This window comes from Rathayibacter sp. AY1C6 (assembly GCF_002931535.1).
In the GTDB taxonomy this organism is placed as follows: Bacteria; Actinomycetota; Actinomycetes; order Actinomycetales; family Microbacteriaceae; genus Rathayibacter.
On record NZ_PSWC01000011.1, the window covers coordinates 72,041 to 96,690 of the forward strand.

The following is a 24,650-nucleotide window of genomic DNA, read 5'->3' on the forward strand; positions in this document are numbered from 1 at the left end:
GTGGCGACGGGAAGGCGGTTCGCGTGCACGCGATCGGGATCGACATCGGCGGCACGAAGATCGCCGGAGCCCTGGTCGACGAGTTCGGGGGGATCCTCCGCGAGGACCGTCGGCCCACGCCCGCCGGGCACCCCGAGCTGATCGTCGACGTCGTGGTCGAGATGGTCGAGCATCTGCGCTCCGGCCTGCTCCCGGGAGACGTCTCCGCGGTCGGAGTCGCGGCCGCCGGCTTCATCGACGCCTCGCAGTCGATCGTCTACTACGCCCCGAACATCAACTGGCGCAACGAGCCCTTCCGCGAGAAGCTCTCGGCCCGCATCGACCTGCCGATCATCATCGAGAACGATGCGAACGCCGCCGGCTGGGCCGAGTTCCGCTACGGCTCGGGCCGCCTCGTCAGCGACATGCTGATGCTCACCATCGGCACCGGAGTGGGTGGCGCGATCGTCATCAACGACCGGCTCCTGCGCGGCGGCTTCGGCGCCGCGGCCGAGATCGGGCACATGCGCGTCGTCCCCGGAGGCCTGCCCTGCGGCTGCGGCGCCCGCGGCTGCATCGAGCAGTACGGCTCGGGCCGCGCGCTCCAGCGCTTCGCCGGCGAGCTGGCCGACGCGGGCGGGATCGGCCAGGGCATCGCCGACGCCCGCGCCCGCAACGGCGGCGAGCTGAACGGCCACCTCATCTCCGAGCTGATCACCGCCGGAGACCTCGGCGCCCTCGCGGCGCTGCGCCAGCTCGGCCACTGGCTGGGCGAGGCGGCGGCCAGCCTGAGCGCCGTCCTCGACCCGCAGATGTTCGTCATCGGCGGCGGAGTGGCGCAGGCGGGCGACCTCCTGCTGGACCCCATCCGCCAGGCCTACCTCGACAACCTCCCCGCCCGGGGCTACCACCCCGAGCCCGAGTTCCGCATCGCGGAGCTCGTCAACGACGCCGGAGTCGTGGGGGCCGCCGACCTGGCGCGCCTGCACGCGAGCTCCCTCTAGCGGCACCCGCCGCACCCGATCCGCCGCACCGCCGAGGAGCCCGATGTTCTACTGGTTCATGAAGCACATCGTCGCGGGCCCGCTCCTGAAGACGATCTTCCGGCCGTGGGTGGTCGGCGCCGACAAGGTGCCGCAGAACGGCGGCGTGATCCTCGCGAGCAACCACCTCTCCTTCATCGACTCCGTGATCCTCCCGCTGGTGATCGAGCGGAACATGGTCTTCCTCGCCAAGAGCGACTACTTCACCGGCAAGGGCCTCAAGGGCTGGGCGACGCGGACGTTCTTCACCGCCACGGGGATGCTGCCCATCGACCGCTCCGGTGGCAAGGCGTCGGAGGCCTCGCTCAACACGGGCCTTCGCGTCCTCGCGGGCGGCCACGCCCTGGGCATCTATCCCGAGGGCACGCGCAGCCCCGACGGCCGCATGTACCGCGGCCGCACCGGTGTCGCGCGCATGGTCCTCGAGGCCCGCGTGCCCGTCATCCCGGTCGCCATGATCGACACCGCGCGCATCATGCCCATCGGGAAGCGCCTGCCGAAGCTGGGCCGCATCGGCATCGTCTTCGGGGAGCCGCTCGACTTCAGCCGCTTCGAGGGCATGGAGGGCGACCGGTTCATCCTCCGCTCGATCACCGACGAGATCATGTACGAGCTCCTCGCCCTGAGCGGCCAGGAGTACCTCGACGTCTACGCGACCTCGGTCAAGGAGAAGCGCGCGGCCCTCACCCGCTGAGCGCGCGCTCGACGCCGGGGCCCCCTCCCGGCCGAGCGCTCTGCCAGGCGATAAGCTCGTCAACCGCTGCCGTCCGTCCGGACGGCGGCCCTCCGCGCGCCGCTGGCGCCCGTCAGAACCGGGAACACCCTCGTGGTCATCGATCCGAACGAACCGTACGTCCTCGCCGCCCCCTCCGTGGTCGCCGGCCTGGACTATTGGCGCGAGCTCGAGATCAAGCAGCAGCCGCAGTGGCCCGATTCGGAGGCCGTGCGAGCGGCGTCCGCCGAGGTGGCCGCGCTCCCTCCGCTGGTGTTCGCCGGCGAGGTGGACCAGCTGCGCGAGCGTCTTGGAGCCGCGGCCCGCGGCGAGGCGTTCCTCCTGCAGGGCGGCGACTGCGCCGAGACCTTCGCCGGAGCGACCGCCGAGCAGATCCGGAACCGCGTCAAGACCGTGCTGCAGATGGCCGTCGTCCTGACCTACGGCGCGAGCATGCCCGTCATCAAGATGGGCCGGATGGCCGGCCAGTTCGCGAAGCCGCGCTCGAGCGACCTCGAGACCCGCGGCGACGTGACCCTGCCCGCCTACCGCGGCGACATCGTCAACGGCTACGACTTCACCCCGGAGTCGCGCGCCGCGGACCCGCGCCGCATCGTGCAGGGCTACCACACCGCCGCCTCGACGCTGAACCTCATCCGCGCCTTCACGCAGGGCGGATTCGCCGACCTGCGCCTCGTCCACTACTGGAACAAGGGCTTCACCGAGAACCCGCAGAACCAGCGCTATGAGCAGCTGGCCCGCGAGATCGACCGCGCGGTCAAGTTCATGGTGGCGTGCGGGGCCGACTTCGAGGGCATGAAGCGCACCGAGTTCTACACCGGCCACGAGGGCCTGCTGATGGACTACGAGCGCCCCATGACGCGCATCGACTCGCGGACCGGCACGCCGTACAACACCTCCAGCCACTTCATCTGGATCGGCGAGCGCACCCGCGAGCTCGACGGCGCTCACGTCGACTTCCTGTCGCGGGTGCGCAACCCGATCGGCGTGAAGCTCGGCCCGTCGACCACGCCCGAGACGATGCTCGAGCTGATCGACAAGCTCGACCCCGAGCGGGAGCCCGGTCGCCTCACCTTCATCACCCGCATGGGTGCCGGGAGGATTCGCGACGCCCTCCCGCCGCTGCTCGAGGCCGTCAAGCGGAGCGACGCCCTGCCGCTGTGGGTGACCGATCCGATGCACGGCAACGGGCTGACGACGCCGACCGGCTACAAGACCCGTCGCTTCGACGACGTGGTCGACGAGGTCAAGGGCTTCTTCGAGGCGCACCGCGCCGCGGGGACGCACCCGGGCGGCATCCACGTCGAGCTCACAGGCGACGACGTCACCGAGTGCCTCGGCGGCTCGGAGCACATCGACGAGGCGACGCTCGCCACCCGGTACGAGTCGGTCTGCGACCCGCGCCTCAACCACATGCAGTCGCTCGAGCTCGCGTTCCTCGTGGCGGAGGAGCTCCGGGGCCGCGCGATCTGATCCGACCCCGACCGCCGGTCGAGTCCCCGCCGAGGGGCTCGACCGGCGGCGTCAGGTCGTGATGGTGATCGACAGCTGGATCGTCGTGCCGCGCTGCACGAGATCGCCGGCCTTGTTGGACTGGTTCGTGACCTTGGTCAGCTCGTTCGGCGCCGCGTCGATCAGCGGGCCGAGCGTCGTCAGGGAGTAGCTCCACGACAGGTCCGCCGCCTCGAGGGCCGCCTTCGCCTCGTCGCGGTTCATCCCCACGACGTTCGGCACGGCGACGGGCTCGGGCCCCTTCGACACGACGACCGAGACGGTGTCGCCGGTCACGGCGGGCGCCTCCGGGTTCGCCTGCGTGAGGACGACGCCCGCGGCCACGGTGTCGCTCCAGTCCTCGCCGCTGCGGTCGAGGGCGAGACCGGCCGCCTCCGCCTTCGCCGTCGCGTCGTCGATCGAGAGGCCGACGACGTTCGGGATCGGTCCGAGGCTCACCACCATCGCGATGGTGCTGGTCTCGGACATCGTCTCGGGCAGCGCCGATCCGTCCGGCAGCGAGGCGGAGACGACCACACCGGCGTCGACGTCGGCGTCGAAGATCTTCGAGACGTCGCCGACGGTGAAGGAGCCGCCTGTCACCGCGGCGGCAGCGTCGGCCTCCGAGAGGCCGGCGAGAGACGGGACCGGCAGCTGGCGCGGCCCGCTCGAGACGGTCAGCGTGATGACGGAGCCCTTGTGCACCCCCTGCCCGCCGGGCGGATCGGAGCTCACCACCGTCCCCGCGGGCACGGTGAGGTCGGGCGTCTCCTGCGGCTGCACCTCGAAGCCCTGCGCCTGCAGCTGGGCCGTCGCGTCCTGCTGCGACTGGCTGACGACGTCCGGGATCGACACGATCGCGCCGGGTCCCTCGCCGAACCACCAGGCCGTCCCGCCGCCGATGAGCGCCAGGAGGAGCACGACCACCGTGAGCAGGACGCCGCGACGCCGTCGGACGCGGCGCCTGCTCGCGAGCCGGGCGACGGTGTCGTCGTCCTCGTCGACCACGAGCACCGCTCCGGGCGCCGGCGCCGGGTCGAAGACCGAGGTCTGCCCGGGCTCCGCCGGATCGAAGACGGCCGTCGCGGGCGCCGGATCGGCGACGGGCGCCGGGAGCGGGGTGACCGCCTGCGTGTCGCCGCGGCGGTCGCTCGGTGTGATGCCCATGAGTCGCTCGGCCTCGAGCAGCTGCGCGAGCATGACGCCGGCGTCGCGGGGCCGCATGTCCGGGTCGCGCTCGGTCGCCCAGAGGACGAGCTCGTCGAGCGAGGTGGGGACGGAGGCGACCGTCGCGCTGGGGTACGGGACGGAGTCGTTCGCGTGCTGGTACGCGATCTGCATCGGCTGCTCGCCCGTGAAGGGCTGCTCTCCGGTGAGCATCTCGTAGATCATGATCCCGATGGCGTAGATGTCGCTGCGGGTGTCGGCGGTGCCCCGCGTGACCAGCTCGGGGGAGAGGTAGGCGATCGTGCCGAGGAGGGCCTGGCCGGAGGCGGTGTTGGCGGAGGCGGCGCGCGCGAGGCCGAAGTCGCCGATCTTGATCCGGCCGTCGTCGGCGAGGAGCACGTTCTCGGGCTTGAGGTCACGGTGGAGGATCCCGGCGCGGTGCGCGGCGGCGAGACCCGAGAGCACGGAGTGCATGATGTCGACGACCTGCTGGGCGGTCAGCCGGCCGCGCTCCTTCAGCAGGTCGCGCAGGGTGATCCCGGGGAGGTACTCCATCACCAGGTAGGCCATGTCCGAGTCCTGGCCCTGGTCGAAGACGCTGACCACGTTCGGGTGGGCGAGACGGGCGGCGGAGCGCGCCTCCTGGACGAAGCGGTTCTTGAACGTCGCGTCGTCGGAGAGGTGGCCGTGCATGACCTTCATCGCCACGCGGCGCTCGAGGCGCTGATCGTGCGCGAGGTAGACCGTCGCCATGCCGCCGCGGGCGATCCTCGAGCGCACCTCGTACCGGCCGTCGACGAGACGGCCGAGGAGAGGGTCGAGCTGGCTGGTGGTCACGCGATGAGTCTAGGCAAGACCCCCGGGGGAACCGGTGAGCGACGCCCGGGCGGCGCAGGACGGGCCCGACTCCTTCTCCGGACGCCCGCAGTTGGCGGCCCTCCGGGCTCGTGGCAGTCTTGACGCGTGACCGACTCGTCCGCTTCCCCCGCCACCTCGACCGATTCCGAGCTCGAGTGGCTGACCGTCCCCGACCTCGTGGAGCTGACCGGGCTCGGCGCCGGCCGGGTCCGCCGCCTCCTCGAGGAGCGCCACCTGCTCGGCACCCGCCGCGACGGCGTGCTGAAGGTCCCCGCCCTCTTCCTCCGCGACGGGGAGCCGATGAGCGAGATCCGCGGCACCGCGATCCTGCTCGCCGACTCCGGCTTCACCGACGACGAGGCGGTCGACTGGATGCTGACGGTCGAGGAGAGCCTGGGCACGAGCCCGATCGTCGCCCTCCGCGCCGGGCGCAAGGCCGAGGTCCGGCGGGTCGCCCAGGCCCTGGCCTGATCCCGCCGGTCCGCTCCTAGGAGGTGCGGACCGTGACCTGGGCGGCCAGCTCGCGCAGCTCCCTCACGCCCTCCGTGCGGAGCGGCGCGTCGGGGAGGACCGCGATCGCCGCGGCCACCTCCTGGTCGATGCGCTCCTCGAGCCGCTCGAGGGCGCCGCTGCCCGCGATGATCTCCTGCGCCCGCGCGATGGACGCCGCGTCGGCGTCGCTCCGGCCCACGACCGCGTCGAGCTCGGCCCGCTCGTCCGGCGAGCACGCGCTTCGGGCGAGGCCGAGCAGCACGGTGCGCTTGCCCTCCCGCAGATCGTCGCCGGCCGGCTTGCCCGTCACCGCCGGGTCGCCGAAGACTCCGAGGACGTCGTCGCGCAGCTGGAAGGCGATCCCGACCGGGAGCCCGAAGCGGCGCAGGGCGTCCAGCTGCGCGTCGTCGCCGCCGGCGAGGGAGCCGCCGATCACCAGCGGCGCCTCGATGCTGTACTTCGCGCTCTTGTACACCACCACCCGCTCCGCCCGCTGCAGGTGCTCGTGCTCGGGGTGCTGCACCCATGCGCTCTCCTCGAGGATGTCGAGGTACTGGCCCAGCGTGACCTCGGTGCGCATCAGGTTGAACTCCGCGCGCGCGCGCTCGGCTGCGACTCGATCCCCGAGCGACCACTCCGCCGCGGCGAAGATCTCGTCCGACCAGACCAGGAGGAGGTCGCCGAGGAGGATCGCGGAGGAGCGGCCGAACTCGTCGCGGTCGCCGGTCCAGCCGCCGTCGGCGTGGAAGGAGGAGAAGCGCCGGTGGGCCGCGGGAGCGCCGCGGCGGGTGTCGGAGTTGTCGATCACGTCGTCGTGGACGAGGGCGGCGGCGTGGAACAGCTCCAGCCCGGCGCCCACCCTCGCGATCGGATCGGAGCCGCTCGGATGGGCCTCGCTCGAGGTGCTCGACACCGCGTTCCAGCCCGCCTCGCAGAAGCGCGCGCGGAACCGCTTGCCCCCGCTGAGAAAGTCCCGCGAAAGGTCGCCGAGGGCGGAGACGTCCTCTCCTATGGAGCGCAGAATTGGCGTGCGCCCGGTGAGGAATTCATCGATTCGGAGCTGGACGCGATCGACCAGTCGAGAGCTGTGGTTCACCCGACCAGCCTATGCACCGAAGGTGCCTGGTGCCTGCGTCGGGCTCGGTCTACACTGAAGCGCCGCCCGACCGGTCGAGCCCAGACGCCGCCTATTCCGGTGCCGATCCCCGAAAGGGTCGACGCCCCACCCTGAAGGGGTCACGATGCCGCTTTCGGAACACGAGCAACGGCTCCTCGATGAGATGGAGCGGAACCTCTACCAGAACGACGCCGATTTCGTGGCGGCGGTCGGCAAGGGGCGCGGCGGCACCAACTACCGGGCCCTCGTGCTCGGCATCCTGCTCGGCATCCTCGGTCTCGCCGTGCTCGTCGCGGGCGTGGTCGTGCGCCAGCCCCTCGTCGGCATCCTCGGGTTCGCCTTCATGCTCGGCGGCGTGATCGTGGCCATGCGCCCGGCCGCCGGCGGCGCCGCCGAGCCCGGCCTGCCCGACGTCGGCCGTCCGTCGAAGCCCCGCTCGGGCAACCGCCAGGGGTCCGGCTTCATGGACCGACTGAACGACAGATGGGACAACCGCGGAGACGGGCGCGGCTAGCCCCCCTCCGCTCCACCACAGGGTCGATCCTCACGGATCGGCCCTTTTTTCGTGCCCGCGGCCTCCCTCCAGCGACCTTCCCCCTCCACTTCGCCCCACTGTCGCGATTCCGCGGAAACACGCGGATGACCGGGGCCTCTCCGGCGCGCCCCGCGCCGCGCCGGGGTTGTGAGTGGGGGGAAGTGGAGTACTGTGGAGGACACACCATCCTTGGCCGGAAGAAGTGGGGGGCAGTCCGTGTTCCTCGGCACCTATTCCCCCAAACTCGACGAGAAGGGCCGCGTGATCCTCCCCGCCAAGTTCCGCGACGAGCTCTCCTCCGGAGTCGTCGTCACGCGCGGCCAGGAGCGGTGCCTGTACGTGTTCAGCCAGGCCGAGTTCGAGGTGATGCACGAGAAGATCCGGCAGGCGCCGGTGACCAGCAAGCAGGCACGGGACTTCCTCCGGGTGTTCCTCTCGGGCGCGAGCGCCGAGACGCCGGACAAGCAGAACCGCGTGACTCTCCCGGCTCCGCTGCGTGCGTACGCGGGCCTCGACCGCGACCTCACCGTCATCGGAGCGGGCAACCGCGCCGAGATCTGGGCGCAGGGCGCCTGGGAGACCTACCTGGAGGAGCAGGAGTCCGTGTTCTCCGACACCCAGGAGGAGGTGATCCCCGGCCTGTTCTAGGTCCTGTCGCGCGACTCCCAGCCACTCGGCGCCCGGACGCACCTTCCCCGGTGTCCGGACGCGAGGTGGATGGGGATCGGACGACAGGAACGGGAACGGCGGGACCGCCATGGCAGAGAACACTCCGAAGGGCGCTCCGCGCCCGACCGAGGAGCGGCACCTCCCGGTGCTGCTCGAGCGCTGCGTCGAGCTCCTGGCTCCGGCGCTGGAGCGCGACGGGGCGGTCGTCGTCGACGCGACGCTCGGCATGGGCGGGCACTCGCTCGCGCTGCTCGAGCGCTTCCCCGGCCTGCACCTCGTGGGCCTGGACCGCGACCCCGAGGCGCTGCAGCTCGCGGGGGAGCGGCTCTCCGCCCACGCCTCCAGGATCGACCTCGTGCACGCCGTCTACGACGAGCTGCCCGACGTGCTCGACGAGCTGGGCATCGACACGATCGACGGTGCGCTCTTCGACCTCGGCGTCTCCTCGCTCCAGCTCGACGAGACCGAGCGCGGGTTCTCCTACTCCAAGGAGGCGCCACTCGACATGCGGATGGACTCGACCGCCCCGCTCACGGCGGCGAGCATCCTCGCCGACTACGACGAGACCGCCCTGCGCCGCATCTTCCACGAGTACGGCGAGGAGCGCCTCGCCGCGCGCTACGCCAAGAAGATCGTGGAGGCCCGCCGCGACGCTCCGCTGGAGCGCTCCGGCCGTCTCGTCGAGATCATCCAGGCGGCGACCCCGGTCGCGATCCAGCGGAACGGCCACCCCGCCAAGCGCGTCTTCCAGGCGCTGCGGATCGAGGTCAACCAGGAGCTGTCCGTCCTCGAGCGGGCGATCCCCGCCGCGCTGGGCCGGATCAACGAGGGCGGGCGGATCGTCGTCGAGGCGTACCAGTCGCTCGAGGACCGGATCGTCAAGCGCGCGCTCCAGGCCGCGTCCTCCTCCACCGCCCCGGCCGGCCTCCCGATGGAGCTGCCGGAGCACCGACCCGAGTTCCGACTCGTCATCCGCGGAGCCGAGCTCGCCTCCGACGACGAGAAGGCCCGCAACCCCCGAGCGACACCCGTGCGTCTGCGCGCGGCCGAGAGGATCAGGAGCACCGCATGAGCGCCACCGCCGTCATCGACCCCGCCGTCATCGACCCCGCCGTCATCGACACCGCCCGCCGAGCACGCCCCGAGGAGGAGGCGCCCCGCCCCCGCATCGAGGCCGTCCCGGCCGGTCAGGCGCAGTCGCGCCCGAAGCTCGTCTACGGGATCGTCGCCGTCGCCGGCCTCTTCGCGATCATCGTCGTCCAGCTCCTGGTGAGCGTCGGCCTCTCGCAGGGGGCCTACCAGATCTCGGCGCTGCAGACCGAGCAGAAGTCGCTCACCCGCAGCAACGCGGAGAAGCAGGACGCCGTCGACACGCTGAGCTCGCCGCAGAACCTCGCCACCGCCGCGCAGGGCCTGGGAATGGTCGCCAATACCGCGCCGGTCTACCTCCGCCTCTCGGACGGCGCCGTGCTGGGCGACCCCTCCTCCGCCGCGTCGAGCGAAGTCGCGGGCACCGCCTCCGCGCCGCTCGTACCCAACGCCCTCGTCCCGGCTCTCCAGCCCGGCGCGAGCGCGTCCTCCCCGGCTGTCGACGGCGCGGCCGTACCGTTGCAGGGCGAGCTGCCCGCGCCCATCACGCACTGACGCACGGCGTCGCGGTCCGCCTCCGTGCGGGCACCCGCCCCGCGGGGCGCACGACGACCATCCGGACCCGACGAACGGCGGCCCGCCCGCCCGGAGCAAGAAGGACACCGCCGCAGTGAGACACCACCGCTCGAGCAGACGCCGCACGGCCGTCACGTTCGTCATCATCGTCGCCGTCGTCGGACTCTTCATCGGCAAGCTGGTGGACATCCAGATCGTGCGGGCGAACGAGCTCACCGATGCGGCCGCCCAGAACCAGTCGAACAGCGTCGTCACCTACGGCCAGCGCGGCCCCATCGTGGACCGCTCCGGGACGGTGCTCGCGGACACCACCACGCGCTACCGGCTGACGACCTCGCCGAAGAACGTGGCCGAGTTCCCGCGCGAGCTGGGCGAGGACCAGAAGGTCATGGTCAGCGTGCAGCAGGCCGCCTCCGAGATCGGCGCGATCACCGGGCAGTCGGTCGAGCAGATCACCGGAGCGGTGGACGCCGCGCTCGCGAAGGACGCGAAGGCCAACTACCTGATCCTCTCGGAGGGGCTCGACCTCGAGGCCTACCAGAAGCTCGTCGCGCTCGACATCCCGTGGACCTACTTCGAGACCCAGCAGGGACGCAGCTACCCCAACGGCGCGGTGGCCGGCAACCTCGTCGGCTACGTCGGGGCGGACGGAGCGGCCCAGGAGGGCATGGAGTACGCGGAGAACACTTGCCTCGCGGGGCAGAACGGGTCCGAGAGCTACGAGCGCAGCGCCGACTACGTCCGGATCCCGGGCAGCACCGTCTCGGAGACCCCGGCCGTCGACGGCGGGACGCTGAAGCTCACCATCGACTCCGACCTCCAGTACTACTCCCAGCAGGTCCTCTCGCAGCGCGTCGCCGAGGTCGGCGGCAGCTACGGGATCGTCGTGGTGCAGGAGGTCAAGACCGGCAAGCTGCTCGCCGTGGCCGAGACGCCGACCGTCGACCCCAACAACGTCGAGGCGAGCGCCTCCGCAGACCGCAGCTCGCGCGCCTTCCGCGCGCCGTTCGAGCCGGGCTCGACCTTCAAGCCGATGACCGCCGCGATGCTGATCGACCAGGGCCAGGCGGGCCCGACGACCCAGGTCGTCGTCCCGGACTCCTTCGAGAAGGACGGCGCCTCGTTCAGCGACGACTTCGCGCACACCCCGACGAACTACACGCTGACCGGCATCCTCAAGGACTCGTCGAACGTCGGCATCTCGATGCTCGGCTCCCGCCTGTCGGCCCAGTCCCGATACGACTACCTGCAGAAGTTCGGTCTCGGCACGCCCACCACGAGCGGCTTCCCCGGCGAGGAGGGCGGCCTGCTCGCCGACTACCAGGACTGGGACAACCAGACGAACTACACGACGATGTTCGGCCAGGGCGTCTCGGCGACCGCGGTGCAGGTCGCGAGCATCTACCAGACGCTCGGCAACGGCGGAGTGCGGCTCCCGTCGCAGCTGATCGACGGCTGCACCACGGCCGACGGCTCCGTCGTGGACGTCCCCGATGCGACGGGCACCCAGGTGGTGTCGAGCTCGGCCGCGAAGCAGGTCGTCGACATGCTGCAGACCCACTACAACGAGGGCTGGCTGGCGAACGACATCCATGTCGACGGCTACAACATCGCCACCAAGACCGGTACCGCGCAGCAGCCCGACGGGAAGGGCGGCTACTCGAAGAGCTACACCGTCTCGCTCGCCGGGCTCGCGCCGGCGGAGGACCCGGAGTACGTCGTGACGGTCACCATCGCCGATCCGGTTAAGATGAACACGTCCCAGGCGACGGCTCCCGTCTTCCAGCAGGTCATGACCCAGGTGCTCAAGACCAACCGGGTGGAGCCGTCCACGGTGCCGCCCGTCGAGTACCCGACGACGTGGTGAGCCCCGCCGGGACCACGATCCAAGCACCAGAACGAGAGAAAGAGCGGGCAGTGCACGACCCTCGCCCGCAGTCCTCCCTCCGCCCCGAGCACCCCGTGCCGCGGAGCCTCTCGCAGCTCGTGGCCGAGTTCTCCCTCGGCCCGGTCCGCGGCCTCGAGGGCGTCGAGGTGAGCGGAGTCACGCTGGACTCGAACCAGGTCGAGTCCGGAGACCTCTACGTCGGTGTCGCAGGACGCCGTGCCCATGGCGCGGCCTTCGCGTCGGCCGCCGCGGCGTCCGGAGCCGTCGCCGTGCTGACCGACCCGGCCGGAGCGGAGCTCGCCGCCGACAGCGGCCTGCCCGTGCTGGTGACCCCCGACCCGCGGGCCGCCCTCGGCGACGTCGCCGCGTGGATCCACCGCACCCGCGAGGACGTCCCGACGCTCTTCGGCGTGACGGGGACCAACGGCAAGACGAGCGTCGTCTACATCCTCGACGCGCTGCTGCGCCGGCTCGGAGTCGTCTCCGGCCTCAGCTCCACCGCCGAGCGCCGGATCGGCGACGTCGCCGTGGTGAGCTCGCTGACCACTCCCGAGGCGAGCGAGCTGCACGGCCTGCTCGCGCGGATGCGCGAGTCCGCCGTCCGCGCGGTCTCCATCGAGGTGTCGGCGCAGGCGCTCACGCGGCACCGGATCGACGGCCTCGTCTTCGACGTCGTCGGCTTCACGAACCTCAGCCACGACCACCTCGACGACTACTCCGATCTGCGCGAGTACTTCGAGGCCAAGGCCGACCTCTTCGAGCCGGAGCGCGCACGCCGCGGCGTCGTCACGGTCGACAGCGCCTGGGGGCGCGAGCTCGCCGAGCGCAGCCGCATCCCCGTCGCGACGCTCGCCGGCTCGCCGGTCGTCGGAGTCGCCCCGACGACGCCCGCCGACTGGTCGATGACGGTGCTGGACGCGACGCCCGACAGCACCACCTTCCGCCTGGAGGGGCCCGAGAACCGCTCCGTCGTCGTCACCGTCTCGCTGATCGGCTGGTACATGGCCTCCAACGCCGCGCTGGCGATCGTGATGCTGGTGGAGTCGGGCTTCGACCTGGACGCCGTCGCGCACGCGCTCGAGGACAGCCGTCTCGACGTCTACATCCCGGGCCGCGCCGAGCTCGTCTCGGGGGAGCGCGGACCGCGCGTCTACGTCGACTACGGCCACACCCCCGACGCGTTCCAGAACGCGCTCGAGGCGCTGCGGACCATCACGCCCGGCCGCCTGTTCATGGTGTTCGGGGCGGACGGGGACCGCGACACGACCAAGCGGAGCGACATGGGCGCCATCGCCGCCCGCCTCGCCGACGTCGTGGTCGTCACCGACTTCCACCCGCGCTGGGAGGATCCGGCCGCCATCCGCGCCGCGCTCCTCCAGGGCGCCCGGGCCGCCGTGCCCGACCGGGAGATCCACGAGATCGCCGACCCGCGCGCCGCCGTGCGCGCCGCCGTCGCCCTCGCGCGCGAAGGGGACTCGATCCTCTACGCCGGGCCCGGCCACGAAGACCACCAGGAGATCGCAGGAGTGCACATGCCGTATTCGGCCAGAGACGACGTCCGTCACGCGCTGCGCGAGGCGGGCTGGCTGTAGATGATCGCCCTCACCCTCACCGAGATCGCCGAGGCCGTCTCCGGACGCCTCCACCTGGCCGGCTCGTCCGCCACGGCCGCCACCGTGATCGACGGAGCGACCGAGACCGACTCCCGCGAGATCGCGCCCGGCGGGATCTTCGTCGCCAAGCGCGGCGAGCACACCGACGGCCACCTCTTCGCTCCCGCCGCTCTCGAGCGCGGTGCCGCGCTCCTCATCGTGGAGCGCCCGCTCGACCTCGACGTGCCGCAGGTCCTCGTCGACGACTCCGTCGAGGCGCTCGGAGCGCTGGCGACCGAGGTCGTCCGGCGCGTCCGCGCGAAGGGCGGGCTCACCGTCATCGGCGTCACCGGCTCGAACGGCAAGACGACGACCAAGAACCTCCTCCGCACCGTCCTCGAGCGGGTCGGCGAGACGGTCGCTCCGCGCGGATCCTTCAACAACGAGGTCGGCGCGCCGATCACGATGCTCCAGGTGTCCGAGTCGACGCGCTTCCTCGTCGCCGAGATGGGCGCGAGCGCGGTCGGCGAGATCCGCCGCCTCGTCCGGATGGCCAGGCCCGACGTCGGCGTCGTCCTCGCCGTGGGCCTCGCGCACGCCGGCGAGTTCGGCGGGATCGAGCGCACGCTCGAGGCCAAGACCGAGATGGTCGCCGACCTCACCGCCGACGACGTCGCCGTGCTGAACGCCGACGACGGCCGGGTCGCCTCGATGGCGGGCCGCACCGCCGCCCGGGTCCTCTGGTTCGGCCGCGGCGAGAGCGCGGACGTCCGCGCCGTCGACATCGACGCGACCGCCGACGGCACCCGCTTCGCCATCGAGGTCTCGGCGGGGGAGGGCCGCGAGGCCGCTCGCGCCGAGCTCCTGCTGCGCGTCCTCGGCGAGCACCACGTGATGAACGCCCTCGCGGCGACCGCCGCCGCGCTCTCTGTCGGAGTGGCGCTGCCCGCGATCGTCGAGGCTCTCGCGACCGTCACCCTCGCCGAGCGCGGCCGCATGGAGGTCCTGGGCGGCGAGGACGTCCGCGTCATCAACGACGCGTACAACGCGAGTCCCGACTCCACCGCGGCCGCCCTGCGCACCCTCGCCCAGATCGCGAAGCCCGGGGGGCGCACCGTCGCCGTCCTGGGAGAGATGAGCGAGCTCGGCGAGTGGGCCGACGAGGAGCACGAGCGCGTGGGCCTGCTGGCCGTCCGCCTCAACATCTCCCAGATCGTGGTGGTGGGCCGAGGCGCCCGCCGGATCCACGTCGCGGCCGAGCGCGAGGGATCGTGGAGCGGCGAGTCCGTCTTCGCGGAGACCTCCGACGAGGCGTTCGACCTCCTCGAGGACTACCTGCGACCCGGCGACACCGTGCTGGTCAAGTCGTCCAACTCCGCGGGGCTGCGCTTCCTCGCCGACCGTCTCGGGGAGCGTCACCGATGAGGGCACTCCTCCTGTCCGGCGCGTTCTCCGGAGCCTTCACGCTCCTGATGACGCCCCTGTTCATCCGCCTCTTCCACCGCCTGCAGTGGGGCCAGTTCATCCGCGAGGACGGACCGAAGTCGCACCACGTCAAGCACGGCACGGCGACGATGGGCGGCATCGTCATCATCATCGGCACCGTGGTCGGCTACTTCCTCGGGATGCTGTTCGGCAACCGGGCGATCGCGCCGTCGGCCCTGCTGGTGCTCTTCATGATGGTCGGGCTCGGACTCGTCGGCTTCGTCGACGACTTCCTGAAGACCCGCAACCAGCGCAGCCTCGGCCTCGGCGGCTGGGCGAAGATCGCCGGCCAGGTCATCGTCGCCGCGGCCTTCGCGGTGATCGCGATCATGGTCCGCGACTCCAACGGGCTCACCCCCGCGTCCACCTCGATCTCGTTCATCCGCGACCTGCCGTTCGACTTCGCCTCCCTCGGCTGGATCGGCATCGGCCTGTTCGTGCTGTGGATCTGCATCATCGTCACCAGCACGTCGAACGGCGTGAACGTCGCCGACGGGCTCGACGGACTCGCCACCGGGTCCTCGATCCTCGCGATCGGCTCCTACGTCATCATCGGGTTCTGGCAGTCGAACCAGTGGTGCTTCGACCAGCACCTCAACCCCGAGGTCGTCGACAAGTGCTACCAGGTGAGCGACCCGTTCGACCTGGCCATCATCGCGGCGGCCGTCTCCGGTGCCCTGGTGGGCTTCCTCTGGTGGAACACCTCGCCGGCGCAGATCTTCATGGGCGACACCGGCTCGCTCGGCCTCGGCGGCGCGCTCGCGGCCCTGGCGATCCTCACCCGCACCGAGCTGCTGGTCATCCTCATCGGCGGCCTGTTCGTCATCGTGACCGGCTCGGTCATCCTCCAGCGGATCTACTTCAAGCTGACCCGGGGCAAGCGCATCTTCCTGATGAGCCCGCTCCACCACCACTTCGAGCTCAAGGGCTGGGCCGAGATCACCGTCGTGGTCCGGTTCTGGATCATCGCCGGCATCTTCGTCGCCGCCGGAGTCGGGCTCTTCTACCTGGAATGGCTGTCGCTGGCATGACCGATCCCGCCCGTCCCGACTCCCTCCGCAGCTGGCACTCGGACTGGCGCGGCCTGCGCGTCGCCGTGCTGGGCCTGGGCGTCACCGGGTTCTCGGTGGCCGACACCCTGACCGAGCTCGGCTCCGAGGTGCTGGTCCTCGCCGACCGCGCCGATGAGGAGCGCGAGCGCCTGCTCGAGGTGATCGGCGCCCGCCTGCACCGGGCCGACCGCCTCGACTCCGCTCCGGAGGAGCTGCACGCGTTCGCACCGGAGCTGGTCGTGGTGTCGCCCGGCTTCCGGCCGACGCACCCGATCCTCGTGTGGGCGGCGGAGTCCGGGATCCCCGTGTGGGGCGACGTCGAGCTCGCCTGGCGTGTCCGCGACAAGGTCGTGCGCGCCGACGGCACTCCGGCGGACTGGGTGGCCGTCACCGGCACCAACGGCAAGACCACGACCGTCCAGCTCACGGCGACGATGCTCGTGGCCGGCGGCCTCCGCGCCGCCCCCTGCGGCAACATCGGCGTGCCCGTGCTCGACGCGGTCCGCGACCCGCAGGGCTTCGACGTCCTCGTCGTGGAGCTCTCGAGCTACCAGCTGCACTACCTGGGCGCGATCGAGCCGATCGCGAGCGCATGCCTCAACATCGCCGACGACCACCTCGACTGGCACGGCTCGTTCGACGCCTACCGTGCGGCCAAGGGCAAGGTCTACGCCGGCACCCGCGTCGCCTGCGTGTACAACCGCGCCGACGCGGCGACCGAGCAGATGGTGCTCGACGCCGAGGTGGTGGAGGGCGCCCGGGCGATCGGGTTCGGCCTCGGCGTGCCCGGCCCGAGCGACTTCGGGATCGTCGACGGCATCCTCTGCGACCGCGCCTTCCTCGAGGACCGCCGCACCAGTGCCCTCGAGATCACCACCGTGGACGAGCTCGCCGCTCGGAACCTCGCCGCTCCGCACATCGTCCAGAACGTGCTCGCCGCGGCAGCGCTCTCCCGAGCGTGCGGGATCGAGGTCACGGCCGTCCGCACCGCGCTGGCGTCCTTCGAGCTCGACGCCCACCGCATCCAGGTCGTCGCCGAGCACGACGGGGTGACCTGGGTGAACGACTCCAAGGCCACGAACCCGCACGCCGCCGACGCCTCGCTGCGCGCGTACCCGTCGGTCGTCTGGGTCGTCGGCGGCCTGCTCAAGGGCGTCGACGTGGACGCCCTCGTGGCCGCGCACGTCGGCCGCCTGCGGGGCGCCGTGGTGATCGGCGCCGACCGCTCGGCGCTGCTCGCGGCATTCCGACGACACGCGCCCGCCCTCCCCGTGAGCGAGGCGGTGCCGGACGACACTGGTGCGGTGATGCAGGCGGCCGTCGAGGCGGCCGCGACGCTCGCCCGCTCGGGGGACGTCGTCCTGCTCGCACCCGCCGCGGCCTCGATGGACCAGTTCCTCGACTACGCGGCTCGGGGCCGCTCCTTCGCGGCCGCCGTGGCGACACACCTGGGAGGGGGAGCCGATGACCGCTCCGACGACGAGCCGCCCCGCGGGCCGCTCGCGCACTGAGCAGCGCGGGAAGGACCGGAGCGGGGCCCGCTCCGCGCGGATCGTCCTGTCGAAGGTCTTCGCCTCCCACTCGCCGAACTTCTACCTCCTCTTCGGGACCACGCTCTTCCTGGTGCTGTTCGGACTGACGATGGTGCTCTCCTCCTCGTCGGTCACCTCCTACGTGTCGAGCGACGACTCCTTCGGGGGCTTCCTGCGCCAGGGCGGGTTCGCCCTCCTCGGGATCCCGATGATGCTGGTGGTCTCGCGGCTGCCCCTCGGCGTGTGGAAGCGCGTGACGCCGATCCTGCTCATCGCCGGCTGCGTCCTCCAGTGCCTCGTGCTCTTCACACCGCTCGGCGACTCCGTCGGCGGGAACCGCAACTGGATCCGCCTCGGCGCCTTCAGCATGCAGCCCTCCGAGATCATCAAGCTCGCGCTCGCCCTCTGGCTGGGGCTCCTGCTCGCCCGCCGCTACCGGTCGCCGAAGGACTGGAAGGACGCGCTCATCCCCGTCCTGATCGTCGGCGGCGCGGCGATCGGACTGGTCCTCATCGGAGGCGACCTGGGCACGGTCGTGATCATGGCGGGCATCGTCCTCGCCGCACTCTTCTACGCGAACGTCCAGATGAAGGTCCTCGTGCCGATCGTGGTGGTCGGTGCGATCGGAGCGGTGCTGTTCGCCGTCTCCAGCGACAACCGCCTCACCCGGATCATGTCCTTCCTCGGCGACTGCTCCAACGTCGAGGAGTACCAGAACTCGTGCTGGCAGCCGGTGCACGGCACCTGGGCGATGGCCTCCGGCGGGATCTTCGGCGTGGGCCTCGGCAACTCCAAGGCCAAGTGGTCCTGGCTGCCCGCCGCGGACAACGACTACATCTTCGCCATCATCGGCGAGGAGCTCGGGCTGATCGGAGCGATCGTCGTCCTGGCGCTGTTCGTGGTCCTCGCGGTCGCCTTCTTCCGCGTCATCCACGCGTCCTCCGATCCGTTCGTGCGGATCAGCACCGGCGCGATCATGGTCTGGCTGATCGGCCAGGCGTTCGTCAACATCGGCGTGGTCCTGGGGGTGCTCCCGGTGCTGGGAGTCCCGCTGCCGCTGATCTCCTCCGGAGGCACCGCCCTGCTCAGCTCGCTCCTCGCCATCGGCGTCGTCCTCTCCTTCGCCCGCACCCAGACCGCGCCCCTGCCCGGCGCGGGCGTGCTGCGCCGCAGGAAGGCGGCGGCGGAGTGACCCGCTACCTCCTCGCCGGCGGCGGCACCGCCGGCCACGTCACTCCGCTGCTCGCGACGGCCGATGAGATCCGCAGGCGGAACCCGGACGACGAGGTGCTCGTGCTCGGCACCGCCGAGGGGCTCGAGGCCCGCCTCGTCCCCCTCCGCGGCTACGAGCTCTCGGTGATCCCGCGGCTGCCGTTCCCGCGCCGTCCGAACGCGGCGGCGCTGCGGTTCCCCGGAGCCTTCCGTGCGACCATCGCCGGCATCGTCCGGACGATCCGCGACCGGCGGATCGACGCGGTGGTCGGCTTCGGCGGGTACGCGGCAGCACCCGCCTACCTGGCGGCGCGCCGCGCCGGCGTCCCCTTCACCGTCCACGAGGCCAACGCGCGCCCCGGGCTCGCCAACCGCCTCGGCGCGCGCGCGACCCGCTCGGTCGGCGTGGCCTTCGAGGGCACGCCCCTGCCGCACGCGCGGGTCGTCGGCATGCCGCTGCGCCGCGAGATCGCCGAGCTCGACCGGGCCGCGCGCCGCGACGACGCGATGGCGGCGCTGGGCCTCGACCCGTCCCGGCAGACCCTCCTGGTGACCGGCGGCTCCCTCGGCGCTCGACGGATCAACGCGACGGTGCACGCCGCCGCCCGGGATCTCGTCGCCACCGGCTTCCAGGTCCTCCACATCACGGGCGACCGCGCCGAGATCACGGACCCGGGGGTGGCCGGCTACCACCTCCTCGCCTACTGCGACCGGATGGACCTCGCGCTGTCCGCCGCGGACGTGGCCGTCTCCCGCGCGGGGGCAGCGACGGTCAGCGAGCTGACAGCCCTCGGCCTGCCCGCGGTCTACGTCCCGTACCCGGTCGGCAACGGCGAGCAGCGCTACAACGCGCGCGGCGTCGTCGACGCCGGGGGAGCGGTCCTCGTCGAGGACGCCGCCTTCCTCCCCGGCTGGGTCCAGCGGGAGCTCGTACCGCTCCTGGGCGACACCGCCCGTCGCGACGAGATGGCGCGCCGGGCCGCCCGCGTGGGAGTCCGCGACGGCTCCGGGCGGCTCGTCGACCTGATCGAGTCGACCCTCTCCGAGCCGCGCTGAGCCCGCTCCGCGCGGCTCGGGAGAGCACTCCCGCCCACCGTCTACACTGATCCGGCGCACCGCGGGAGGCCCCTCCCGCCCGCCGCGACCCACCCGAAAGCGAGAGCCCCGTGATCAAGCCCGACCTCGGCATCACCGTCCCCGACGAGCTCGGCTCGGTCCACTTCATCGGCATCGGCGGCTCCGGGATGAGCGGGATCGCCCGGCTGTTCCACCACGCCGGGCACCGGGTCACCGGGTCGGACGTCCGCGAGTCCCACCCCATCGAGCAGCTGCGGGAGCTCGGCGTCCCGGTCGCCATCGGCCATGACGCGGCGAACCTCGGGGACGCCGAGGCGGTCGTCGTCACCTCCGCCCTGTGGCCCGACAATCCGGAGTACCTGCTCGCGAAGGAGCGCGGCCTGCCCGTGCTGCACCGCTCGCAGGCCCTCGCCTGGCTGGTGCGCGGCAAGCGCCTGGTCGCGGTGGCCGGAGCGCACGGCAAGACCACGTCGACCGGCATGATCGTCACCGGTCTGCTCGGCGTCGACGCCGACCCCAGCTTCGTCAACGGCGGCATCATCGAGAGCCTCGGCACCTCCTCCGCCGCCGGCTCCGGCGAGGTCTTCGTCGTCGAGGCCGACGAGTCGGACGGCAGCTTCCTCCTCTACGACACCGCGGTCGCCCTCATCACGAACGTCGACCCGGACCACCTCGACCACTACGGATCGCTGGAGGCGTTCGAGGAGGCCTTCGTCACCTTCGCCTCCTCCGCGAGCGAGCTCGTCGTCATCTCCTCCGACGACCCCGGCGCCGTCCGCGTCACCGAGTGGCTGGTCGGCGGACGGGTGCTGACCTTCGGCGAGGCCGAGGGGGCGGACGTCCGCGTCGTCGACCTCGACCTCGTCGGCCCCGTCGGCTTCTCGGTCGAGTACGAGGGCAGGCGCTACTCGGCCCGCCTCCGCATCCCCGGCCGTCACAACGCGATCAACGCGGCCGGCGCGTTCGCAGTGCTGGTGGGCCTGGGCTTCGATCCGGCCGCCTCGCTCGAGGCCGTGTCGGCGTTCGGAGGCACGGAGCGCCGTTTCGAGCTGCACGGAGCGGTCCGCGGAGTCAGCGTCTACGACGACTACGCCCACCACCCCACCGAGGTGGCCGCCGCCCTTTCCGCCGCGCGCACCGTGGTCGGCGAGGGCCGCATCATCGCCGTGCACCAGCCGCACCTCTACAGCCGCACCCGCCTCTTCGCCCGCGAGTTCGCCGAGACGCTCGAGCGCTACGCCGACGAGACGATCGTCCTCGACGTCTACGGGGCGCGCGAGGATCCGGAGCCCGGAGTGACCGGAGCGCTGGTCAGCGAGAAGTTCGCCGACCCGTCGCACGTCTCGTTCGTCCCGGACTGGGCGGAGGCGGCCCGCCTCACGGCCGGCATCGCGCGCGAGGGCGACTTCGTCATCACCCTCGGCTGCGGCGACGTCTACCGGATCATCCCGCAGGTGCTCGAGTCGCTCGGCGCGAGCGAGGCCGCGCCGGTCGCACGATGACCGCGGTCCTCGCGCCCGAAGCGGGGGAGCGGCCGTGAAGCGGCCCGACGGCGGACGCCCTCCGGCGCCCGGTCGGAGCGTCCCCACGCGCGGCGGCGAGCCGGAGCCGGACACCGAGCCGATCCGGATCGTCTCCGCGATCCGCGTGGACCCGGAGCCGGCCGAGCGCACTCCGTCGCGCGCGGGCGCGGTCCGCCGCACCCTCTCGGGCCTGCGCCTGCCCGGAGCCGAGAACCGGGCCGTCTCCCGGGCCGCCCGCGAGCGGAGGCGCTACGAGCGGGGGGAGGTCCGCCGCTTCACGAAGCGCGCGCGTCGGCGCCGCCTGATCGCCCTGGTCGTGGCCGGGTCGCTCGTCGCCCTCGCCCTCATCGTCGGAGTCGCGGCCTTCTCGCCGCTCATGGCCGTGCGCACGATCGAGATCTCGGGCACCCAGCGCGTCGACGCCGCCGCCCTGCAGAGCGAGCTCGACGACCAGCTCGGCGTCCCGCTCACCCTGGTGGACCGGGACGAGGTCGGCCGCGTGCTGGGCGCGTCCCCGCTCATCCAGAGCTACTCGGTGCAGACCCGGCCGCCGAGCACCCTCGTGGTGTCGATCGTCGAGCGCACGCCCCTCGGCGTGATCGCGGCGGGGGGCCGCTTCGAGCTCGTGGACGCGGCCGGAGTCGTCATCGAGACGGCGGACTCGGCGCAGCCCGGCTACCCGGTCCTCACCACCGCGTCCGGCGACGCCTCGGGAGCCGGCTTCCGCGCGACCGCGCGGGTGCTGCGCTCCCTGCCCGCGTCGCTCGCTCCGCAGGTGACGGCTGCCACGGCCACGACCGGCGACGACGTCTCGCTCACCCTGCAGAACGGCACGGAAGTCGTCTGGGGCGGGTCGGACGAGTCGGCGCTCAAGGCCGTCGTGCTCGAGAAGCTGATGGCCGCGACCGACCCCGCCGTCGTCGGCACCTACGACGTGTCCTCGCCCCAGGCCGCCGTCGTGGCGCCCCGGCCTTGACCGGCGGCGGATCCGCGCGTTCTTTCGAGCGTTGCGGGCGTGTCTGCTGGGAGCGCGACCGGACTCCGCCTACCGTCGGAGCCGAACCCCAAATGCATACTCAGCATAACTTTAAGCCTCAACTACAGGTTTAAGGTTCAGCCCGGAGGCCGGAGACGTGACTTCAAACCAGAACTACCTCGCCGTGATCAAGGTCGTCGGCATCGGCGGAGGCGGCGTCAACGCCGTCAACCGCATGATCGAGCTCGGCCTGCGCGGTGTCGAATTCATCGCGATCAACACGGACGCCCAGGCGCTCCTGCTCAGCGACGCCGACGTCAAGCTCGACGTGGGCCGCGAGCTGACCCGCGGACTCGGCGCCGGCGCCGACCCCGAGGTCGGCCGCCGCGCCGCCGAGGACCACGCCGAGGAGATCGAGGAGGTCCTCGCGGGGGCCGACATGGTCTTCGTCACCGCGGGCGAGGGCGGCGGCACCGGCACCGGCGGCGCGCCCGTCGTGGCGCGGATCGCCAAGTCGATCGGCGCCCTCACCATCGGCGTCGTGACCAAGCCCTTCGGGTTCGAGGGACGCCGTCGGCAGACGCAGGCCGAGGCCGGCGTCGCGACGCTGAAGAACGAGGTCGACACGCTCATCGTCGTTCCGAACGACCGCCTGCTCGAGATCAGCGACCGCGGCATCTCGATGCTCGAGGCCTTCGCGACCGCCGACCAGGTGCTCCTCGCCGGCGTCCAGGGCATCACCGACCTGATCACCACGCCCGGCCTGATCAACCTCGACTTCGCCGACGTGAAGTCGGTCATGCAGGGCGCGGGCTCGGCGCTGATGGGCATCGGCTCGTCGCGCGGCGCCGATCGCGCGATCAAGGCGGCCGAGCTGGCCGTCGCCTCACCGCTGCTCGAGGCCAGCATCGACGGCGCGCACGGCGTGCTCCTCTCGATCCAGGGCGGCTCGAACCTCGGCATCTTCGAGATCAACGACGCGGCGCGCCTCGTCCAGGAGGCGGTGCACGCCGAGGCGAACATCATCTTCGGTGCCGTGATCGACGACACGCTCGGCGACGAGGTGCGCGTCACCGTCATCGCCGCGGGCTTCGACGGCGGAGAGCCGGGCGGGACCGCTCAGGCCGCGATCGCCCAGCCGCGCCAGCAGCAGAGCTCGGCGAGCGAGTCGGCCGTTGAGCCCGTCCCGGCTCCCGCCGCGGCGCCTGCGGCCGGCTCGATCTGGTCGAGCACCCCCGTCGCCGCCCCGGCCCCTGTCGCCGACCCGTCCTTCGACGACGACGACAGCGACCTGGACATCCCCGACTTCCTCAAGTAGTCGTGCCGGATCCGGAGCTGGCCGCGCGCTGGGCCGAGGTCTCCGAGCGGGTCGCCGACGCGACCCGCTCGGCCGGTCGCGAGGCGTCCTCGGTCACGACCATCGTGGTGACCAAGTTCCACCCCGTGTCGCTGCTCCGCGACCTCCTCGAGCTGGGCGTCGTCGACTTCGGCGAGAACCGGCACCAGGAGGCGCAGGAGAAGTCGGCCGAGCTGGCGGGGACCGCTGCGCGCTGGCACTTCATCGGGCAGCTCCAGAGCAAGAAGGCGCGCCAGGTGCGCCGCTACGCCGACGCGGTCCACTCCGTCGACCGGCTCGCGCTCGTCCCGCTGCTGGAGGCGGGGGAGGAGCCGCTCGACGTGTTCCTGCAGGTCAACCTCACCGAGGATCCCGACCGCGGGGGAGCGTCGCCCGCCGACGTCGAGCCCCTCGCCGAGGCTCTCGCCGGGGCGCCCGGCCTCACGCTGCGCGGCGTGATGGCGGTCGCTCCGCTGGACGAGGAGCCCCGTCCGGCTTTCGCCCGGCTCCGGTCGATCTCCGACCGCGTGCGCGCCGTCGAGCCCTCCGCCACGGCGATCTCGGCGGGCATGTCGAACGACTTCGCCGAGGCGATCGCGGAGGGTGCGACACACCTGCGAATCGGATCGGCAATCACCGGAGAACGCCCCGCCCGCACCTAACCTCGTGGTGACCCACCTGTGGGAGCACACACGACACGGAGGACACCCCATGGCCAACCCGCTGAAGAAGACGATGGTCTACCTCGGACTCGCCGACGAAGAGGTCGAGTACGAGCGCGCAGAGCCCGTCGAGGCGGCCCCGGCGACGGTCCACCGCGCACCGGTCTCCCCGGTGCAGCCCGTCCCTCCCGTCGAGCCGGTGCAGCAGCCCCGCGCGACGGTCACCCCGCTCCGCAAGCCCACCCCCCAGACCCCGAAGGCGACGGCACCCGCCGAGATGAACGAGATCCTCACCGTCCACCCGAAGCAGTACCGCGACGCGCAGGTCATCGCGGAGAACTTCCGCGACGGCATCCCCGTGATCATCAACCTCTCGCAGATGAGCGATGCGGACGCCCGCCGCCTCATCGACTTCGCGAGCGGACTCTCGCAGGGCCTCTACGGCCGCATCGAGCGCGTGACGAGCAAGGTCTTCCTGCTCTCGCCGTCGCACATCACCGTCGCCGGCGACTCCGCCTCCGCCGAGAGCGACGCCGACGCGTCGTTCTTCGCGAAGTCCTGATCCC

At 72.0% G+C, this 24,650-nt stretch carries 22 protein-coding genes; 20 read left to right on the plus strand and 2 right to left on the minus strand.

The window, feature by feature from the left end; genetic code table 11:
* The first annotated feature begins 23 nt into the window (after nucleotides 1-23).
* The 3 genes from C5D36_RS08800 (at nucleotide 24) to C5D36_RS08810 (ending at nucleotide 3,228) form a co-directional block, all read left to right on the plus strand.
* Nucleotides 24-983, plus strand: coding sequence for an ROK family glucokinase (locus C5D36_RS08800; protein WP_104222580.1), 960 nt, complete (start codon nucleotides 24-26; stop codon nucleotides 981-983).
* Nucleotides 984-1,026: 43 nt separating this feature from the next.
* Nucleotides 1,027-1,716 carry a 1-acyl-sn-glycerol-3-phosphate acyltransferase gene (locus C5D36_RS08805; protein WP_104222581.1) on the plus strand — a complete coding sequence of 230 codons (690 nt, stop codon included), beginning with the start codon at nucleotides 1,027-1,029 and terminating at the stop codon, nucleotides 1,714-1,716.
* Between the two features lie 177 nt (nucleotides 1,717-1,893).
* Nucleotides 1,894-3,228, plus strand: coding sequence for a class II 3-deoxy-7-phosphoheptulonate synthase (locus C5D36_RS08810; protein WP_104295653.1), 1,335 nt, complete (start codon nucleotides 1,894-1,896; stop codon nucleotides 3,226-3,228).
* A 51-nt stretch (nucleotides 3,229-3,279) separates the two neighbouring features.
* Here the strand turns inward: C5D36_RS08810 and pknB are convergent, their stop codons facing one another.
* A complete protein-coding gene (pknB, locus tag C5D36_RS08815) occupies nucleotides 3,280-5,250 on the minus strand; it encodes a Stk1 family PASTA domain-containing Ser/Thr kinase (protein WP_104250750.1) in 1,971 nt (656 codons plus the stop codon).
* 126 nt (nucleotides 5,251-5,376) lie between these two features.
* Here pknB and C5D36_RS08820 point away from each other — a divergent pair, with 126 nt between their 5' ends.
* The gene (locus tag C5D36_RS08820; protein ID WP_104222583.1) at nucleotides 5,377-5,742 is read left to right on the plus strand and encodes an Rv2175c family DNA-binding protein; all 366 of its coding nucleotides are present in this window, start codon (nucleotides 5,377-5,379) and stop codon (nucleotides 5,740-5,742) included.
* A 16-nt stretch (nucleotides 5,743-5,758) separates the two neighbouring features.
* Here C5D36_RS08820 and C5D36_RS08825 read toward each other — a convergent pair whose 3' ends face one another.
* Nucleotides 5,759-6,859, minus strand: coding sequence for a polyprenyl synthetase family protein (locus tag C5D36_RS08825; protein ID WP_104295640.1), 1,101 nt, complete (start codon nucleotides 6,857-6,859; stop codon nucleotides 5,759-5,761).
* A 145-nt stretch (nucleotides 6,860-7,004) separates the two neighbouring features.
* Between C5D36_RS08825 and C5D36_RS08830 the strand changes: the two genes are divergently transcribed.
* The 16 genes from C5D36_RS08830 (at nucleotide 7,005) to C5D36_RS08905 (ending at nucleotide 24,646) form a co-directional block, all read left to right on the plus strand.
* Nucleotides 7,005-7,394 carry a DUF3040 domain-containing protein gene (locus C5D36_RS08830; protein ID WP_104295641.1) on the plus strand — a complete coding sequence of 130 codons (390 nt, stop codon included), beginning with the start codon at nucleotides 7,005-7,007 and terminating at the stop codon, nucleotides 7,392-7,394.
* A gap of 237 nt (nucleotides 7,395-7,631) precedes the next feature.
* Complete coding sequence (mraZ, locus tag C5D36_RS08835) at nucleotides 7,632-8,063, plus strand: division/cell wall cluster transcriptional repressor MraZ (protein ID WP_104295642.1); 432 nt, start codon at nucleotides 7,632-7,634, stop codon at nucleotides 8,061-8,063.
* Between the two features lie 109 nt (nucleotides 8,064-8,172).
* Nucleotides 8,173-9,156, plus strand: a complete 984-nt coding sequence (gene rsmH / locus C5D36_RS08840; protein ID WP_104295643.1) for a 16S rRNA (cytosine(1402)-N(4))-methyltransferase RsmH — start codon at nucleotides 8,173-8,175, stop codon at nucleotides 9,154-9,156.
* Nucleotides 9,153-9,728, plus strand: coding sequence for a hypothetical protein (locus C5D36_RS08845; protein ID WP_104295644.1), 576 nt, complete (start codon nucleotides 9,153-9,155; stop codon nucleotides 9,726-9,728). Before rsmH ends, C5D36_RS08845 begins: the two co-directional genes overlap by 4 nt.
* Nucleotides 9,729-9,843: 115 nt before the next feature.
* Nucleotides 9,844-11,616: a penicillin-binding protein 2 gene (locus C5D36_RS08850; protein WP_258062899.1), complete on the plus strand. Its 1,773-nt coding sequence runs from the start codon at nucleotides 9,844-9,846 to the stop codon at nucleotides 11,614-11,616.
* 50 nt (nucleotides 11,617-11,666) lie between these two features.
* Complete coding sequence (locus tag C5D36_RS08855; RefSeq protein WP_104238697.1) at nucleotides 11,667-13,229, plus strand: Mur ligase family protein; 1,563 nt, start codon at nucleotides 11,667-11,669, stop codon at nucleotides 13,227-13,229.
* On the plus strand, nucleotides 13,230-14,654 hold the full coding sequence (gene murF, locus C5D36_RS08860) for a UDP-N-acetylmuramoyl-tripeptide--D-alanyl-D-alanine ligase (RefSeq protein WP_104222590.1): 1,425 nt from the start codon (nucleotides 13,230-13,232) through the stop codon (nucleotides 14,652-14,654).
* Nucleotides 14,651-15,745: a phospho-N-acetylmuramoyl-pentapeptide-transferase gene (mraY, locus tag C5D36_RS08865; RefSeq protein ID WP_104222591.1), complete on the plus strand. Its 1,095-nt coding sequence runs from the start codon at nucleotides 14,651-14,653 to the stop codon at nucleotides 15,743-15,745. Before murF ends, mraY begins: the two co-directional genes overlap by 4 nt.
* Nucleotides 15,742-17,277 carry a UDP-N-acetylmuramoyl-L-alanine--D-glutamate ligase gene (gene murD, locus C5D36_RS08870; RefSeq protein ID WP_104225371.1) on the plus strand — a complete coding sequence of 512 codons (1,536 nt, stop codon included), beginning with the start codon at nucleotides 15,742-15,744 and terminating at the stop codon, nucleotides 17,275-17,277. Before mraY ends, murD begins: the two co-directional genes overlap by 4 nt.
* Nucleotides 17,231-18,490, plus strand: a complete 1,260-nt coding sequence (gene ftsW / locus C5D36_RS08875) for a putative lipid II flippase FtsW (RefSeq protein WP_104295645.1) — start codon at nucleotides 17,231-17,233, stop codon at nucleotides 18,488-18,490. The genes murD and ftsW overlap by 47 nt, the downstream gene beginning before the upstream one ends.
* Nucleotides 18,487-19,566, plus strand: coding sequence for an undecaprenyldiphospho-muramoylpentapeptide beta-N-acetylglucosaminyltransferase (gene murG / locus C5D36_RS08880; RefSeq protein ID WP_104295646.1), 1,080 nt, complete (start codon nucleotides 18,487-18,489; stop codon nucleotides 19,564-19,566). Before ftsW ends, murG begins: the two co-directional genes overlap by 4 nt.
* 110 nt (nucleotides 19,567-19,676) lie before the next feature.
* The gene (gene murC / locus C5D36_RS08885; RefSeq protein ID WP_104295647.1) at nucleotides 19,677-21,089 is read left to right on the plus strand and encodes a UDP-N-acetylmuramate--L-alanine ligase; all 1,413 of its coding nucleotides are present in this window, start codon (nucleotides 19,677-19,679) and stop codon (nucleotides 21,087-21,089) included.
* Nucleotides 21,090-21,123: 34 nt separating this feature from the next.
* Nucleotides 21,124-22,086 (plus strand): cell division protein FtsQ/DivIB, encoded by a 963-nt coding sequence (locus C5D36_RS08890; RefSeq protein ID WP_104292473.1) that lies wholly within the window; start codon nucleotides 21,124-21,126, stop codon nucleotides 22,084-22,086.
* Between the two features lie 157 nt (nucleotides 22,087-22,243).
* On the plus strand, nucleotides 22,244-23,404 hold the full coding sequence (gene ftsZ / locus C5D36_RS08895; protein ID WP_104292474.1) for a cell division protein FtsZ: 1,161 nt from the start codon (nucleotides 22,244-22,246) through the stop codon (nucleotides 23,402-23,404).
* Nucleotides 23,405-23,406: 2 nt separating this feature from the next.
* Nucleotides 23,407-24,084, plus strand: a complete 678-nt coding sequence (locus C5D36_RS08900; protein WP_104222598.1) for a YggS family pyridoxal phosphate-dependent enzyme — start codon at nucleotides 23,407-23,409, stop codon at nucleotides 24,082-24,084.
* A gap of 49 nt (nucleotides 24,085-24,133) precedes the next feature.
* A complete protein-coding gene (locus C5D36_RS08905) occupies nucleotides 24,134-24,646 on the plus strand; it encodes a cell division protein SepF (protein ID WP_104292475.1) in 513 nt (170 codons plus the stop codon).
* Nucleotides 24,647-24,650: the final 4 nt, after the last annotated feature.